Here is a 16057-nt window from a genome sequence, read left to right as displayed (position 1 = left end):
TCTACGGGCCGACATGGACATATGCCGCCCAAACAAAGGGCCTCTGTACCCGGGTGATGCCGTCCGGGAGGTCGTCTCCGTCCCGCATCGCCCGGACCGCCGCGTGCAGCGCCTCCGCCGATCGCGCCGAGTCCGGGCCGCCGTCCGTGCTCACCCGTGTGTAGAAGCCCTCGGTGACGGTGGCCGTGTCGGGGCCGACCGGCCAGAGCGTGCCGATGACGTGCGTGAATCCCGCGAGATGCAGCGCCCCGGTGAGATGCGCCGCCTCATCGGCGTTGCCGAAGGGCTGCGAGGCCGTCTCGCACGCTGACAGGTACGCCAGACGGGCCCGCCCGAGATCGAGGGCCGCGAGGTCCGCCACCCGCAGCCAGCCGGATGGATCGTCCCGCAGGACGAGGTGGCTGAAGGACGGGTGTGCTGCGGCGCTCGCCGCGTGGCAGGCGAAATGCGCGATAGAGCAGTCACGCAGAACCGACAGGACGGTCTCCTTCGTGGGGGGATCCGTGCCGTCCGCGTTGAGGACGAGCGCGCCCGGCAGATGACGGCGGAGCACGGCGGTCTCAGCGTCGACCGAGCCGAGCCTGACATATCCCGATGTCGAGGGCATCGCCACCACGACGGCCGCGTTCGGATCCGATGGCGCGGCGTCGGCCGACTCCCGCTCGCGAGCCCGCAGAAGCGTCCGCAACGTCGGACTGTAGGAGGGGATCACCCGGTCGAGCATGTTCCGGTTCCGGTCGGCGTGATAGCCCGCCGCATGCAACGGGAGGCGCGCGAACGGGCCGCACGGGACGAGCCACAGGCGAGACGCCACCGGCGCCCTGAGTTCTGTGAGGACGGGTTCCATGATCTCGTCCCACATCCGGCCGAGCAGATCGGTGAGCCGACGCTGCCCGTCCCGGCGTTCCTCCACTCCGGGACCTTCGGTGATCTTGGATATGGCTTGGTCATGCAGGTCGGCGAGGTTTTGGAGGGCGTCGCGGGTGAGTCCACGCAAAGGAAGGCAGGTGACACCCTCGGCGGTGACGAGCAGGGCATCGGTGCGGTGGCGGCTCGCTGTCAGCACCACGACCGGGCCATGCCTGCCGGCGGTCAGCAGCGTGTGCGGATCGGGCGGCCGGGCGAAGCCGTCGAAACCGGGGAGTGCTCTGATCTTGTCGAGTACCGCTTCGAGTTCCCGTGCGGCCTGGTGCCGGGCATGGACATCGCGGGCGTCGCCGTCGACGTCCCAGCCCGACGTGGTCGATTCGAGGTAGGCGCGCAGGCGCGTCAGCCGGTCCGCCAGTCCTGGGTCGCGCGCCCGCAGTGGGGAGAGGTCTTCTCGCAGGTCGAGCACCTGGCCCAGGAGCACGCCGCGGCCGGACTCCAACACGGCCAGTGCCTCCTCCGGCGGCCGTCCTGCGGCCAGAGCCAGCGCGGCGGCGTCGGCGGCCAGGCCGTCGTGCTGGACTATCGCGGCGAACTGGTCGGCCTGCCGCAGTTGCCGGGGAGCGCGCTGCACGAGCATGGCGACGGCGTCGCGCAGAAGGTCGGCCGCGCGACCCGGATCGTCCGCGGCCAGCAGCATGCTGAGCTTCGCCGCCGCCTCGATGCGCAGCAGCAGGGCGGTCGGCTCGGAGGCGACGATCTCCTCCAGCGTTCTCACGGCCTCGGCCATGTCCTCCCTGACGCCTTCGGCCAGATAACGGTCCCTCAGGACCTCACCGAGAACATGGCGCACATAGGCGCCGTGGCGGTCGTCCGGGTTGGTCATGGCGACGGCCTCGCGGCAGTACTTCACCCCCTCGTCCCGTTCTATACGCGTTTCGCCCAGATCGATGGTCACATGACCGAGATGCGCGAGTTGCAGGGGGCGGTCCGGCGAATCGTCGCGCATTCCGGCCGTGGCCTCACGCAGGGCGTGGAGCACCGGTATGAGGTCCTCCCGTCGGCCCGTCACCAACATGAGCGCCCGCGAAGCCGCCATCAGCGCGTCGAGACGTGGTGCCGCCAGCGGGTGCCCGGAGTCGGAGCGCTCGACGCTGTCACGGAGTGAACGAACGGCGGCCACACCGTCGTCGATGTCCAAATAGCGCAGGAACCGCTGGTACCGGCAGAGCCCGGCGATGTGCAGGTGCTGGGCGTAGGCGGGCGCGCTGGGCGGGGTCTCCTCCAGCGCGGCCTCCGCCCAGGTCAGGGCCGCAGTGAGATCGCCCTCGTCGGAAAGGAGGGTATAGCGCTTGTAGGCGGCCACGGCGAAGTTGTGGGAAATGAACGCGGAGAAGCCCATGAAGTGGGGGATCTTATCTGCTATCTCCCAGAAGAGGCTGATCGCCGTGTTGAGGTCCTCCGGATCGTCGGTGAACTCGGAGCGGCGGTGAAGACTGTGTGCGAGTTCGGCGGTCACCAGCCAGCGCTGGTCGTCGGGGAGATCCGGCTCCGCGCGGCACGCGGCGAGCAGGTCGATCGTCTCGGATAGCGCGCTGCCGTCCCCGGTGGCCTCAGCGAGTTGGCCGAGCGCGCCGGCGAGCACCATCCGGGCGTCGGCGAGTTGGAAGACGCTCGGGGTGTCCGAGGCGACCGCCTCCCTGAACACGGCCACCGCCTCCTCAAGGTCGGCCAGGTCCCCGGTGTGGCCATACCTGGTCATGAGGGCGCCGCCGAGAGGCAGCCTCGCGAGCTCGACGTCGGCACACCCGCGGAGCAGGGCGATACCCTCCGCCAGGTCGCCGGGATCACCGAACCGCATGTACCTCTGGTGCAGGACCGCATTCAGTCCGATCAGCGCCTCCACGCCTCCTGTTCCGGCCGCTGCCCGCGCGCTCACGATCGCGGTCTCCAAATGGACGGGGTCGGGGTCGCGGTTGGCGAGTCGGCTGGCAAAGCCGGTGAGCACGAAGCACCGCTCCCCGTACTCGGGGTGGGAAGCGGGCGTGGCTTCGACGATCCTGCTCCATATCGCGGTGAGCCTCGTCAGCAGCACCACGTCCTCACTGTCGACGAGCTCGACGGTATGCTGCCTGACCTCGGGCAGCAGGCTCTCGGCGATCATCGTCGCAAGACCGGCCGGCAGCGCCTCGAACTCCTCGAAGAACAACGGTTTCCCGGCCTGGAGCGCGTACCGGAGCGCAATGCCCCGGCCGATCATCAGCCTCTCGGCCCGCAGCCAGTGGAACCATGCGAGCGCCACCCGCACCGGCACATCATCCGGCCGCTTCCGCAACCACTTCTCAAGCCTGGCGGCTTGCCGGTTCACCCGCCACGAAAGCAGTCCATCATGAGACCCCTCGTCCCGAGCGCGATGTACAGCCTCTGCGACCGCAGCCAACGCCTCATCCCGCATATACCTGACCTACCAGTAGATCTCCCTGGATTGGGGGTGTTTTCCTCATCACGGTGGTCATGCTGCGTCCTGGACGTTGCCGGGTCGCCCGAGCCGGTGGTCGTCTGTGACGGGTGATCCAGGTGTCGAAACGGAAGTCCCGCCAGGGAGGCAACGAATTGCCCGAGGCCGTCGCCGTAGAGCAGGATGACCTGCTGTCGGACGGATCTCAGGTGGGTGGCTTGAGTCCGGGATCTTCGGGGGAACTGGTTACTCCGGATGGAACCAAGTGGCGGGCCCGGCAGCGTAATGCCGATCTCCGGATCGTCAAGCGGCTGATAGCCAAACCGGGAGTGCCGTTCGTGGTCGGCGCGGCTGGAGGGTTTCACCGCTCTGTCATCGCTCCCGAAGATCGGGCGCGGGTCTGGGCTGAGCTGCGTCCTTCGTTCGAAGGCCCCGGCGTGAAGAAACCGCCCGCTGAATGGGTGACGTACACGGCTACATGGTTCGTCAACGATGCCGGCGACGAACTGATCTATCTGGAAGAGCACTGTTGACAGAGTTTGCCAGGCGGATGTGGCATGGCGGCTCGGCCAAGGCGGGATGTAGGACTGGAGCGCCGAGTGCCGAGTTCATCGACGGTCAGCAGGAGATCGCCTATCGGCAGATCACTGCTGCTGTCGCTGGATGAGCGTGTCAGTCTCCGTCCAGGTGGAGTTCCAGCGTCGGGTCCGCTGCGCATTCTCGGGCAAGCTCCTCGAATGCCTGGATGACGTGAAGCTCCTCTGGCGTCTTGACCAAGGGCTGGAGGCGGGCCAGCTCTTCGAGGAACTGTGGCATCTCCGCAGAGGACAAGATCACACTCCCGTACGGGTCGTGTGACTGCCGGGTCATCGACCTCGCCGAGGAGCTCGTCGGGGTTGAGACGGGATTGGGGTGGCGTGCCGGCGCGGGCGTCGCGATGGGCTCCCTGCCTACGATGGTGCGTTGACGCCATTCGGCTGACAGCCACCGGGGGATTCGTCCGCAGCTTCAACGGTGACCCTGCCGTGTGAGCTCGCGACAGTGTCCCCCGACCGTCTGCGCCTCGAAACTCACCCCGTGATGTAGGACTCAGCCGAACCCGACAGCCGTCCGGGGCCGGAGCGCCCGGGCACGGAGCGCGGCCAGCGCCGCGGTCCGCCCGGCATCGGTGAGCCGGTCGCCGACCTCGTCCAGACTCCGCTGACGGCGAAGCAGCCCCAGCAGATCCAGACGGCGGTGGACCACCCCGATGAGCCAGCCGACGTCCTCACCGGTGATCGGCTGGCCGGTGGAGGGAGAATGCCAGCCCTCCCCGGCCATCGCCTCGGCCACCGCCGCACACTGTTCCCGGTATCCGACCCTGCCGGTCAGATGGAGCATCAGTGTGATCTCCGCAGCGACGCCTTCGGCCTGATCGGCAGGGATCAACGCGCTCGTCACCGCTGTCCACAGCGTCGAGCCATCGGCTGCGGCGAGCTTCTTCCCCGCCGGGGTGAGCAGCAGGCTGCGCTTGCTACGCCGTACCGCGCTCAGCTCACGGACCAGCTCACGCAGCGTCCACGCCTCCACGATGTCGGACTCCGAACGTGGCCGGCCGGTCAAGGTGAGCCAGCCGAACCGCTGACAACCCTGGCGAGGACCGTACGCGCCAAGTTGTGGTTGGCCGTGAGCGGGACCCCGCCCTCAGCGGCGGCCAGGTCCAGCAGCCACCACCGCACCGGAGCCAGCCGCTCCGCGGCCCCCTCAGGCACCCCCGGCACGGTCTCCAACTGCGGCATGACCGCCTCAGCGAGCCGTTTGCGTGCCGCACCACGCGACATGGCCCACGTCTCCATCCGCTCGCCGTGAATCGCCTCCAGCCAGCTCCCCCCACCCGGTACGGCACACGGCACCGTGAGGCACTCGCGGGTGACCTGCTCGGCAACGGCCCGCCAGCCCCGCGTCCCGGGAACCAGCTCATCCGCGGCGATCGTCGCCTCCAACTGCGCGGCCGCCAACTGGAAAGCGTCGTTCTCGTGCAGGCCCATCACCTTCCCCCAGACGAGCACGCCCTCGACATCGGGCGGCTCCACCCCGGACGCACTCATCGCCTTGTTCAGCGCGGTGAACCCGGACTGGCGGCTCTGGCGCCAGGCCGAGATGACCTGCGTGGTGGTGTCGGACGCGCAGACGGCCGCATAGCGCGGCAACCTCAGATGTTGGAAGAGCGCGCCGAGCGCCGCGGCGATCTGCAGATGTTCGGCCAGATCGGTCCACCATTTCGTGGGCAGCTGATACCACAACCAGTACTGCAGGCCGTACAGAGTGACGCTGTCGAGCCCTGCGCCGAAGGTCAGCGAGCCGAACGCGGACCGGGCCGCTTCGGCCTCGCCCTTGTCCCGGCGCGCCGGCATGGCAAGCGCCTCCTCCACCCGGCTGTCCACGGTCTCGCCCACCACATCCCGTCGTCGCAAGCGCCTCTGCCTGCGGATATCGCTCGTATTCAGTTTCTCATGGCCTCAGGGTCCAGACGCTGGCACGCGCGCCAGGTCCCCCGCCTCATGCCCCGCGACTTCCCCCCTTGGTGACATTGGCCCGCCCGCCACGCTGCGGAACGGAACAGTCGTGATTGGCCGTCCGAGCGGTGCCCGAGAGGCTGGCCGCGATACGGTCTGAGCCATGCCCCAGCAGACCCCCGCGCTCTTTGATCTGCCCGCCCCGGAGATGCCTCCCGTGACCGGGTCTCATGACCCCGGCCGCTCCGGTCAGCGTTGGCGACGGACTATGACCGCGCAGGTTGTCGTCCGCAATCTCGCCGTGCTCCGCGATAAGGCGCTGGACGATTTCGACAGCGGTGCCTTCATCGGGATCGGCGACGCCGACGACGATGATGAGGACCTCCCCGACACTCGGGAGGTGATCGCATCGACCGCAGAAGGAGCACTCGATTGGTTGATCGATCCGACGGCGGGGCTATGGCCGCTGATGGAGAGCGGCGCGATCCGCCTTGAGGCAGCCGAGCACGCGGTCGGACAAGTAGCCGATCGGGAGTTCCAGGTCTCTTGGTCGGTCCAGGTCCAGGTGGGCGACCTCGCCGCACTGCGAACGATCGCCGTGCACAACGCCCCCGACGCCGCGGACGAGATCAGCGGCAGCTTGGCGGCGGCGTGGAACAACGCGGCCGCCCCCGCGGCCCCGCTTACCGGCATCCCGGCGATCACCTGGACCATCACCAGCACCACCGTCGAGCGTGAGACACGCCGGTGAGCTCGACAATTTACGGGCCGGAGGTCTGGAAAGTTGACGATACCGGCGAGTGGTCGTACTGGGACCTGTGGTTCTGCACGCTCTGCCTGGTCGACCACGCCGGAAGCGTCCTGACATCGCCCGAGACCTCCTGAATTCGGTGATCGAGCACACGGGCGACGAACGCGTGCGGACCCGCGCGCAAGAGGTATTGCAGGGCCTACCGGAAGCCTGAGCCGGGCATCTGGGTCAGTGCCTCGTCACTCGTCATCGCCCTCACCCGCCAGAGTCCGTCTTGCCAGCGCCCGATTGATGGCATCCCGGTCGAAGGGCACCGGATCTTCGGGGTACTCCGGGTTGTAGTCCTCGATCGGGTTGTCGCCGCGGCCGTCCACACAGACCGGGGCAGCGAGTTCCTCGGTGACCACCCTCTCCAGGAGAATCTCGTGCTCCCAGCAATCACCGAGATCGTAGGTGTACCGCAGCACCGATCGCGGTGCGGGCAGCACCCGGTTCAACCGGCATAGGTCTTCATCCCCGCACTCCTCCAACGGCCGGAAGGGGTCGCTGAAGTGGCGTTTGCCGACCCTGAACACATGTAGGTGGTGATCCGACCAGCCGAACAGCCTCCGGATGATCTGGTGCAGATCACCCAGCGAGTAGTTCTCCGGAACCAGGACCCGTCGCCACACCCCGGCGGCGGAGATCTTCAGCTGGTAGCCAGGAATCGCCGGTGCCGTCCGTGGCAGGACGGCCAGGAGCCGACCCGCTTCTGGGTGCCTGCTGCCCCCGACTCCTTCATGGAGGTCGCCGCCCATCATGTCCAGCAGGGCATACCGAGCGTCAATTACCCCATAGCGATCAAGCGCCGCAAGCGCGTAGTCGACCGCCCGCCACGCCCGATCCCCTTCAATCTCCGCATCCAGCCACCAGCGGGCATGCGGCCCCAGCAGAGGCAGGTCACGCACCGCCTGCCACAACACCTCGGCATCACCGCGCTCAGCCACGACCTCGACAACACTAAGCCGTCCGGCAGGGGACGCCTCAGCCGCGGCCCGCAACAGTTCGGGGAGCCGATCAACCACCCTGCGTGAGCCCGGTTCGAGATCCTCGATCCGCCACCGCCACAGCAGCTCCGGCACTTCCTCCGGCGGGGCGGTAGCGATCCGGTGCAGTACCTCCGCCGCGCTCAGGTCCGCGGTGATCGGCAGCGGCAACCGTTCCGCCAGTTCTTTGCGAGCGTGTTCGCCCAGCTCCGTGACCATCAACCGGTCGTCGACCGCACCGAGTGCGACCAGGATCGTCAGCAGGTGGTCGACGGGATGCCGGTCGGCCAGCCTGATGAAGCGCCAGTCCCAATCACCACGCTGCCGCATCTCATGCTCCACCGCCTCGCGCAGCGCCTGGCCCAGCGGCGGTGCCTCCTCCGCCAACAGGTCCAGCGTGACCAGGCAGCAGATCCGCGGGTCCACCTCGCAGGGGTCAGTGATCTGCGCTGCGACCACCTGCTCCAGGGCCGCATACCAGGCGTCAGCGCCAGGCGCCGGCGCGGGTTCGGCCCGTACGGCACGCGAGCCCTCGATCGTGACCAACCCTGCCGCCACCGCGGTCAGCCAAGCCCGCTGCACCTCCGGCACATCGCTGAGGCGTCGGACCTTGGCCGGACACGCCACCCCGAGGGCCAGTGCGGCGTCGGGCACCAGTGCCGGTTTGATCGCGATCGATGGCGTGACCGCCCGACCGGTGCCTACCCAGGAGGCCAGGGCGTGGGCGGCTGTGAACACCGGACTCTCGGCGACGGAGGGCATGGCGGCGAGCGTATCGCCTCGCCGATCTCAAGGTGCGGACCCCGGAACACCCCGCAGCGCGTCGCACGTCGTTGAGTGAGGGTGCGTACCGACATACAGGCCCGCACGGCCGAAAACCGCTTGCCTCGCATGGCGGGCTCAGGGAAATGTGGCGTCCATGATGCGCTGACGGACAACACCCCGCTACTCCAAGATGCCACGGCGCCGACTCGCGCCGTAATGCCACCCACCCATACCTGTTCAGCAAAGAGAGCATCTTTGTCCCAGCAACACTCCCAGCAGGAGCTCCTGCCACCGTCCACCCCGGCCACTGGGTCGGCCGGCGTCACCGTGTTCGCCTCCCCCACAAGCTGGATCGAGTCCGATGCCGTCGCGCAGTGCCACCAGGTGGCAGCCCTCGACGGCATGATGCACGTCGCCGCCATGCCGGACCTGCACCCCGGCAAGGGCGCCCCCATCGGCGCGGCCATGGCGTCGACCATCTTGTACCCGTTCCTGGTGGGTTCCGACATTGGCTGCGGCATCGCGGTGTTCCCCGTCAAGCTCAAGCGCGCCGTACCCGAGAAGCTCGCCGCCCGGTTCCCCGATCTCGATCGCGCACTCGACCCCGAGCAGGACGCCGACGATCCCGCCTGGGCCGCTGTGAAGGGCGACATTCCCGCCGGCCACGTCGAGGGTCTCGGGACGGTCGGCCGGGGCAACCACTTCGTCGAGCTGGCGCGAATCGGGACCGTCTTCGAGCCGGACCACGCGAGCCGTCTCGAACTCGCCGCCGGCGACCTCGTTCTCATCGTCCACAGCGGTTCCCGAGGACTGGGCGAGCGGATACTGAGGGCACACACCGAGGTCCACGGCGCGGGCCCCGCCCCTGATCCCGGCGCCTACCTGGCCATGCATGACGACGCCGTACGCTGGGGATCACTCAACCGGCGGCTGCTGGCCGCCCGGGTCGCCCACGCGCTGGGGACCGAACCCACCGAGCCGATCGTCGACCAGTGCCACAACCTGGTCGAGATCCGCGACGGGATCTACCTGCACCGCAAGGGGGCGGCGCCGGGTGACGGCCGCGACGTGCTCATCGCCGGTACGCGAGGCACCCCTTCCTACCTCGTGGCCGCCCACGCCGGGCCGCACGCCAACCACTCCGTGGCGCACGGCGCGGGCCGCAAGATGTCGCGCGCGGACGCCCTGCGCCGGGGCCGGGCCAAGCACACGGTCGAAGAGCTGCGCCGCACACCGATGGGATCACTGGTGGTGTGCGGCGACCGCCAGCTCCTCTTCGAGGAGGCGCCGACGGCCTACAAGCGCATCGAGCAGGTCATCGCCGACCTCGTCGACCATGACCTGGCCACGCCCGTGGCCACCACCATCCCGCTGGTCACCTACAAGACGCCCGACCTCGGGTCCACGCCCCAAGGGGACCACCGGGACCACCGCCGCAAGCGAGGCCGGCCGTGAGCGTCCACCTGCTCCTGTCGGCCGGGCGCGGCCCGCAGGAGTGTGCCTGGGCCTTGGCCCAGCTGCTGCACCGCCTGGAAGCCGACGCCACCCGGCAGAACCTGGACACCCACCGGATCCACAACGTTCCCGGTGACCGGCCCGGCACCTACCGATCGGTCCTCATCCGAATCACCGGAGTCGGCGCCGAGACGTTCGCCGCCTCGTGGACCGGAACCCTGTGCTGGCAAGCCTCCAGCCCATACCGGACCAGTACCGGCCGAAAGAACTGGTACGTCATCGCCCAACCGTGCCAGGTCGACACCCCGCGCACGACGTTCGCGGAAGCAGACGTCGACATCGTCGCCTGCCGCACCGGCGGCCCCGGCGGTCAACATCGAAACAAGGCCAGCACGGCGGTACGGGCGACCCACCGGCCCACGGGGATCGTCGTCGTGGTCGACACCGAGCGGCAGTTCAGCCTCAACCGCCGCATCGCCATGCGGCTGCTGCGACAGCGCATCGAGCACGGCGACGAGGCGGCAGAGCGCGCTGTCACCACCGCCCGCTGGCGCATTCACGACGAGCTCGTACGCGGCAACCCCACCCGCATCGAACGTCCGGCAACGTCGAATCAGGACCTGGCCCCGCAGAAGTAGACGCGCCGCCGGACGCGTTTCACCCTCTCCCGCATCCACAGCGTCACGCCCGGGCAGGGGTAAGACAGTATCGATAGCGATAGTATCTCTATCGATACTGTCGGCTACGGGGGTGTCATGCGTCGTTTCATCGGGCGGGACCGGGAGCTGAACGTGCTCCGCAACGCCTTCCAAGCGGTTCACGATGCCGCCGGGTCGGCCAGGCCAGGTCAATGCATCCTCATGCGGGGAAAGGCGGCGGGTCGGCAAGTCGAGCCTCGTTGAGGAGTTCCTCCGGCGCACAGAGACGCCGAACCTCTTCTTCACCGCGGCGGGCGGCACGGCGGAGGACGAACTGACGGAGCTGCTCGATGCCGTCGCCAGATCCACGCTGCCGGAGCGAGGACTGTTCTCGGAGGAGACCCCTCACCGCCTGATCACGAATAAGCCACCAGGGTCACCCCGGGTACGGGCGCCGGACATCGCCGAGCGGGCCGGACACAGTATGGACGTGCTGCTCCGGGTGTACGCGAAGTGCATCGACGGGCAGCGCGACATGGCGAACAAGCGGACAGCCGAGGCGCTGTCGGCGTGAAGACGATCTACCACCGGAGGGTCGCGGTCATCCCGTGGCCCTCCGATTTTGTGCCTCTGATCTGGGAAAACGGCCTCGGATCCATCCCGCGTACATCCCGTGGTCACCGACTGGGGGCTGCTTCTGGTGGCATTCGGCTGCTGCTGGTGTCACTCGCCGATCAACGTAAAAGACCAGGTCAGGCGGTGGGTGACCTGCTCTGGCGGGCGCGCCCTGCAGGATTCGAACCTGCGACCGTCGGATTAGAAGTCCGGTGCTCTGTCCAGCTGAGCTAAGGGCGCTCTCGGATAATTGTGCCTGATGCTGGGATGTCTGCGTACCGCTCGGGGGTGAGTCGGCTGGGGCATGTGATCTCGTGACACCAGATGGGAGGGTGAGAGGGATGTCGGGGCATGCGCGAAAGGGGGATAGCGGAGGGCAAGCAGTAGACCCCTCCACCGGATGCGACGAGTTTGCCGCGATGGCCTGCCCTACGCTGCGGTCGAGATGTACACGCGCCACCGTCTCTTTTGAGTGTGACCGGGGGTTGAGCGTGACCGGGCGCGGCCCGCCATTGTCTCCAGGGGCGCGCTGAGCGCGTCGCCCCACTGCGCGACGATCTGCACGTGCCGGGCGAGGTTCTGTGGGACCGGGGTCGCCCTGCCACCAGGTGCCAGGTCAGCGGTGGCAGGCCGGGGAGCCGGGCGCGTAGTCCGGGTGACGGCGCGGCGGTGAACCGATTCAGGCGGGGAGAATTAGAAGTCCGGTGCTCTATCCGGCTGAGCTGAGGGTGCTCTTGGACGGTGCGCAGGTGGTTGGAAGGGTCAGGCGGTCGGACACGGTGTAGCGGCCACCTCGTCGGAGGAGGCCGCTTTGTGCCCGAGAGCTACCTTTCGCAGACGATGCCGTCGCCGTCGCGGTCCCGGTACCAGTGGTACTCGGGGTCGCGGTCGCGGTAGTACGGTCCGTAGCCGTTCCTGTTGGCTTCCGCGCAGGTGCTGAACCGGGGGTCGTTCCCTGACGGTGGGTCGGACGGCGAAGGCGTCGGCTTGGGAGTGGGTTTCGGCGTCGGGGTCGGCTTGGGGGTGGGCTTGAGAGTCGGGCGGGAACCGCTGTCGCAGCGGCCTGACCAGATGCGCAGCCGTGCGGCCTTGGCTGCGGCCTGGTCGTCAAGCAACTCCTTGATGTACGCGGCGTTCGCCCCCACCTGGACCGCCCTGGCGTACCCGTATCGGACCAGATTGCGGTTCACGAACACCCCGGCGCTGTTCCAGGCGTAGAAGAGGTAGCGGCCGGCGGAGTCCCGCGCGGTCTTGTCGCGAAGCAGCTTGACGGTCTTCCCGGCGGCGAGCAGCGTCGCTGTGCGCGTGGTCGCGGCAGCCGCCCAGCACTGGCCCTTGTCCGGGGCGTTCACATCCAGCAGGCGGACACGGAGCGTCTTTCCCTTGTAGGCGACGTCTACGGTGTCCCCATCGACCACCTTACTCACCTTCGCGGCGATGGCCCCTTGGGGAACGGGGGCGGCGTCGGCGGGTAAGGAGGGAACGACAAGGCCGCCGGCCAACAGGGTTCCGGCGGCTAAGAGGCGGGTGCGCAAGGAGGCTCCTCTTGTGAGTGAAGTGACGCAAGGGGAGACGGGAAGTGGAGTCCACGGGTTGTCGTCGTGTCCGGATCCGGACAACCCGCGCTGACGAACGCGCAGGGCGACCAGGAACATGCAGGGCGATCAGCCGGGGATGGGACGCCTGCCGTTGAGAGGAATTGGGCGGGTATTCGGGTCAGAGCACGCCGCGGAGGGGGAGGCCGGCCTTTTCGTAGATTGCGTCGATTACGGACATGTTGGCGATGGCGTCCTCGGGTGGGGTGAGGGGTGTGGTGCCGTCGTGGATGGCCGTGCGGAAGGCGCGGAGCTGGTAGGCGTACGTCGGCTCGCCCGGCACGCGCTCGCGGCGGCGGACGCCATCGACCGTCACGGTGAGGCGGTGGAAGTAGTGCGGGGCGACGAAGTTGGTGATGTGCAGCGTGCCGTACTCGCCCTCCACCCGCGCGGCGATCTTGAGCAGGTGCCCGCCGGACCACATCGAGGCGTTGATACGGCCCGTGGCGCCCGTCGGGAAGCGCAGGTCGGCGGCCATGGCGCGGTCGACGCCCGGGGATCGCAGCAGGGCGGCGGCGGAGACCACAGACGGTTCGCCGGGCCCGAGGGCGCGCAGGCAGTGGACGGCGTAGCAGCCCGCGTCCATGAGCGCCCCGCCGCCGAGCTCCAGGGAGTACCGGATGTCGGAGAAGCGGGGGAGTGGGAAGCACATCCAGGTCTCGACGTGCCGGACCTCGCCCAGTTCGGTGTGCACGATCTCCAGCGCGCGTTCCATCAGCGGGTGGTAGCGGTAGTGGAACGCCTCCATGACGACGAGACGGGACCGCCGCGCGGCCTCCGCCACGCTCGTCGCCTCGTCGGCGTTGGAGGTGAAGGGCTTCTCGCACAGGACGTGCTTGCCCGCCTCGATCGCGCGCAGCGTCCACGCGGCGTGCAGGGCGTTCGGCAGCGGGTTGTAGATCGCGTCGATCGAGGGGTCGGAGATGAGGGCCTCGTACGACCGGTGGACCACGGGGATGCGGTGCTTCGCGGCGAACCGTTCCGCACGGGAGCGGTCACGCGCGGCGACGGCCACGACGTCCACGCCGGGGATGGACCGGGCAGGCCTGACGAGCGCGGTGGGGGTGATGCGTGCCGCGCCGAGAGTGCCGATACGCATGATCAAATCATGCCAGAGGGTGTCGGGTGGTTGGCGCGGGGGAGTGCGGCCAACCGCCGGCTTCGGCGTTGTTTCGGGTTCGGGTGCTCGGGGGCGCTTGGGCTTCTGGGAAAGTGCTGGGGTTTTGGGGAAGGCTCCCGTGGATCCTGGGGGCGCGACTAAACTGTTACGTCATGTTCGTCAGCGCGGCCTTTCCTGAAATATCGCTGGATGGCGGTGATGTGACGGAGGGAGTCGTCCGCGTCGGCGACACGGTGCGCCGGCCGATGCGTCCGTACAGCCCCTCCGTTCACGCGTTGCTCCGCCACTTGGAAGCGGCCGGTTTCGACGGCGCCCCGCGGGCGCTCGGGGTCGACGAGCGTGGCAGGGAGATCCTCTCGTACGTCCCCGGCCGGGCGGCGATGTTCCCGCTGGCCCCGCACGTGATGACCGACGAGACGCTGGCCGCGCTGGCCCGGCTCGTGAGGCGCTTTCATGACGCGGTCGCCGGGTTCGTCCCGCCCGCTGGCGCCGTCTGGGAGGGTGGCTCGTGGGACGACGCCGAGCCCGAGCTGGTGGGCCATTGCGACATCACCCCTCAAAACGTGATTTTTCGCGACAACGTGCCCTGTGCGCTCATCGACTTCGACACGGCCCGCCCGACGACCCGGCTGTTCGACATCGTCACGACCCTGCGCCACTGGGTGCCGATCGCCGACCCCGTCGACCGGGAGCCCGCGCAGCGGATGTGCGACGTCGGCGCGCGGATCCGCCTCTTCTGCGACGCTTACGGCCTGTCCGCGCGCGAGCGTCGCCGGCTGCTCGACCTGACCAGGCTGCGCTTCGACCGTTCGTACGTCGCCATGCGCACGCGGGCGCTGGAGGATGGCGGCGGCTGGGCACGCATGTGGGAGGACGGCGCGGGCGAGCGCATCCGCAGAGCCGCCGCGTGGCTCGACGACAACTGGGACGAGCTGGACGCCCACCTGCGTTAGCCGATTCACTGGCACTCCTGGACAATCTCGAATTCGGTGGGTCGCGGATCCGGAGTCGTGGTCCACCATGCGTCTGGGATGTCCGGAAACCGGGAGTGGGGTCGAGTGAAGCGGGCGGGTATGAGGTCGGCGTACGAGAGCGGGCAGGCGTCGCGTGCGGGGCGGGAGATGGCGGCACGCGGGACGCGGGCCCCGGGAACGGCGGCTCAGAGAACGGCGGCCCGCGGAACGGTAGGGCAGGGGACCGTGGGGCGGGCGCGGGCTCTTGGGCTGGCCGCCGGGTTCGTCCTGGATTCGGTCTTCGCCGATCCGCGCAACTCGGCGCATCCCGTGGCGCTGTTCGGCCGTGCCGCCGGTCTGCTGGAGCGCCGCTTGTACGGACGATCGCGTGCGCGAGGTGCCGTGTACGTCGCCGCGTGCGTCGGTTCGGCGGCGGCCTTGGGGGTGGTGGCCGAGCGGCTCACCCGGCGCAGCCCTGCGGCTCGTACGGCCGTCACCGCCGTCGCCACCTGGGCGGTGCTGGGCGGGACGAGCCTGGGCCGTGAGGGGGCGTACATGTCGGCCGCGCTCGAACGAGGGGACGTGACGGCGGCGCGGGCGCGGCTGCCGCACCTGTGCGGGCGGGATCCGTCGGCTTTGTCCTCTGGGGAACTGGCGCGGGCGACGGTTGAGTCCATCGCCGAGAACACCTCGGACGCCGTGGTCGCGCCGCTGGTCTGGGGAGCGGTGGCGGGCGTGCCGGGGCTGCTGGCGTACCGGGCGGTCAACACGCTGGACGCGATGGTCGGCCACCGGTCGGCGCGGTACGAGATGTTCGGCTGGGCCGCGGCGCGACTGGACGACGTGGCGAACTTCGTGCCCGCGCGGATCACCGGCGTTCTGGCGTCGCTGCTCGCCCCTCTCGTCGGCGGGTCGTCCCGGCAGGCGGCGGCCATGCTGCGCAGGGACGGTCACCGGCATCCGAGCCCCAACTCCGGCCGGTGCGAGGCGGCGTTCGCGGGGGCGCTCGGCGTGCGGCTGGGAGGTCGTAACGACTACGGCGGCAGGATCGAACACCGGCCCGAGATGGGCGACGGGGACCCGCCCGCAGTGACGGATATTTCGCGATCTGTACGCCTGGCGCGCGCCGTGAACCTCGCGTCCGCCGCGCTCGCCTCCGCCGGGGCGTGGGCCGTACACAGGCGGCGGCGCCGGTAGCAGCCACCGCCCGATAGCGGGCGTTGCCGCCTGAGGCGTGGCCGAGTCGCACCCGGCCGCGCTTCCCGAGCCGGCGTGGCTGTTCGTGGTGGGTTGTGGCCGTATGCAGAATTGGTGGGCTCT

15 protein-coding genes and 1 tRNA gene are annotated in these 16057 nt (G+C 69.0%); 9 read left to right on the top strand and 7 right to left on the bottom strand.

Annotated elements, in window-relative coordinates; all coding sequences use genetic code 11:
* Position 1 precedes the first annotated feature (1 nt).
* A complete protein-coding gene (locus tag AB0H21_RS31760; protein ID WP_358524038.1) occupies positions 2 to 3175 on the bottom strand; it encodes a CHAT domain-containing protein in 3174 nt (1057 codons plus the stop codon).
* 260 nt (positions 3176 to 3435) lie between these two features.
* Here AB0H21_RS31760 and AB0H21_RS31755 point away from each other — a divergent pair, with 260 nt between their 5' ends.
* Both AB0H21_RS31755 and AB0H21_RS31750 read left to right on the top strand, forming a co-directional pair.
* Positions 3436 to 3858, top strand: a complete 423-nt coding sequence (locus AB0H21_RS31755) for a hypothetical protein (protein ID WP_358524035.1) — start codon at positions 3436 to 3438, stop codon at positions 3856 to 3858.
* Between the two features lie 130 nt (positions 3859 to 3988).
* Positions 3989 to 4183, top strand: coding sequence for a hypothetical protein (locus tag AB0H21_RS31750; protein ID WP_358524033.1), 195 nt, complete (start codon positions 3989 to 3991; stop codon positions 4181 to 4183).
* A 231-nt stretch (positions 4184 to 4414) separates the two neighbouring features.
* Here the strand turns inward: AB0H21_RS31750 and AB0H21_RS31745 are convergent, their stop codons facing one another.
* Entirely contained in the window at positions 4415 to 4927 is a 513-nt protein-coding gene (locus AB0H21_RS31745; protein ID WP_358524030.1) for a hypothetical protein, read from the bottom strand.
* Positions 4924 to 5760 carry a hypothetical protein gene (locus tag AB0H21_RS31740; RefSeq protein WP_358524027.1) on the bottom strand — a complete coding sequence of 279 codons (837 nt, stop codon included), beginning with the start codon at positions 5758 to 5760 and terminating at the stop codon, positions 4924 to 4926. Before AB0H21_RS31740 ends, AB0H21_RS31745 begins: the two co-directional genes overlap by 4 nt.
* Positions 5761 to 5983: 223 nt before the next feature.
* Between AB0H21_RS31740 and AB0H21_RS31735 the strand changes: the two genes are divergently transcribed.
* Both AB0H21_RS31735 and AB0H21_RS31730 read left to right on the top strand, forming a co-directional pair.
* Entirely contained in the window at positions 5984 to 6571 is a 588-nt protein-coding gene (locus AB0H21_RS31735; RefSeq protein ID WP_358524024.1) for a hypothetical protein, read from the top strand.
* Positions 6568 to 6705, top strand: a complete 138-nt coding sequence (locus AB0H21_RS31730; protein WP_358524021.1) for a hypothetical protein — start codon at positions 6568 to 6570, stop codon at positions 6703 to 6705. The genes AB0H21_RS31735 and AB0H21_RS31730 overlap by 4 nt, the downstream gene beginning before the upstream one ends.
* A gap of 105 nt (positions 6706 to 6810) precedes the next feature.
* Here the strand turns inward: AB0H21_RS31730 and AB0H21_RS31725 are convergent, their stop codons facing one another.
* Positions 6811 to 8358, bottom strand: coding sequence for a plasmid pRiA4b ORF-3 family protein (locus AB0H21_RS31725; RefSeq protein WP_358524018.1), 1548 nt, complete (start codon positions 8356 to 8358; stop codon positions 6811 to 6813).
* Between the two features lie 258 nt (positions 8359 to 8616).
* On the opposite strand from AB0H21_RS31725, the gene AB0H21_RS31720 reads away from it, so the two are divergent.
* From AB0H21_RS31720 to AB0H21_RS31710, 3 genes are all read left to right on the top strand, one after another.
* Entirely contained in the window at positions 8617 to 9816 is a 1200-nt protein-coding gene (locus AB0H21_RS31720) for an RNA ligase RtcB family protein (RefSeq protein ID WP_358524015.1), read from the top strand.
* Positions 9813 to 10454: a peptide chain release factor H gene (gene prfH / locus AB0H21_RS31715; protein WP_358524012.1), complete on the top strand. Its 642-nt coding sequence runs from the start codon at positions 9813 to 9815 to the stop codon at positions 10452 to 10454. Before AB0H21_RS31720 ends, prfH begins: the two co-directional genes overlap by 4 nt.
* Before the next feature lie 184 nt (positions 10455 to 10638).
* A complete protein-coding gene (locus tag AB0H21_RS31710; RefSeq protein WP_358524010.1) occupies positions 10639 to 11028 on the top strand; it encodes a hypothetical protein in 390 nt (129 codons plus the stop codon).
* A 207-nt stretch (positions 11029 to 11235) separates the two neighbouring features.
* Here the strand turns inward: AB0H21_RS31710 and AB0H21_RS31705 are convergent.
* From AB0H21_RS31705 to AB0H21_RS31695, 3 genes are all read right to left on the bottom strand, one after another.
* A tRNA-Arg gene (locus tag AB0H21_RS31705) sits at positions 11236 to 11309 on the bottom strand.
* Positions 11310 to 11893: 584 nt separating this feature from the next.
* Complete coding sequence (locus tag AB0H21_RS31700) at positions 11894 to 12487, bottom strand: thermonuclease family protein (RefSeq protein WP_358524008.1); 594 nt, start codon at positions 12485 to 12487, stop codon at positions 11894 to 11896.
* 298 nt (positions 12488 to 12785) lie between these two features.
* Positions 12786 to 13763, bottom strand: coding sequence for a Gfo/Idh/MocA family oxidoreductase (locus AB0H21_RS31695; protein ID WP_358524006.1), 978 nt, complete (start codon positions 13761 to 13763; stop codon positions 12786 to 12788).
* Positions 13764 to 13984: 221 nt separating this feature from the next.
* On the opposite strand from AB0H21_RS31695, the gene AB0H21_RS31690 reads away from it, so the two are divergent.
* Together AB0H21_RS31690 and AB0H21_RS31685 are read left to right on the top strand one after the other, a co-directional pair.
* Positions 13985 to 14737 carry a phosphotransferase gene (locus AB0H21_RS31690; protein WP_358524003.1) on the top strand — a complete coding sequence of 251 codons (753 nt, stop codon included), beginning with the start codon at positions 13985 to 13987 and terminating at the stop codon, positions 14735 to 14737.
* A 246-nt stretch (positions 14738 to 14983) separates the two neighbouring features.
* Entirely contained in the window at positions 14984 to 15934 is a 951-nt protein-coding gene (locus tag AB0H21_RS31685) for a cobalamin biosynthesis protein (protein WP_358524000.1), read from the top strand.
* Positions 15935 to 16057: the final 123 nt, after the last annotated feature.

The organism is Sphaerisporangium sp. NPDC051011 (assembly GCF_040653595.1).
GTDB lineage: Bacteria > Actinomycetota > Actinomycetes > Streptosporangiales > Streptosporangiaceae > Sphaerisporangium.
This window is presented reverse-complemented; position numbering and strand designations above follow the sequence as displayed.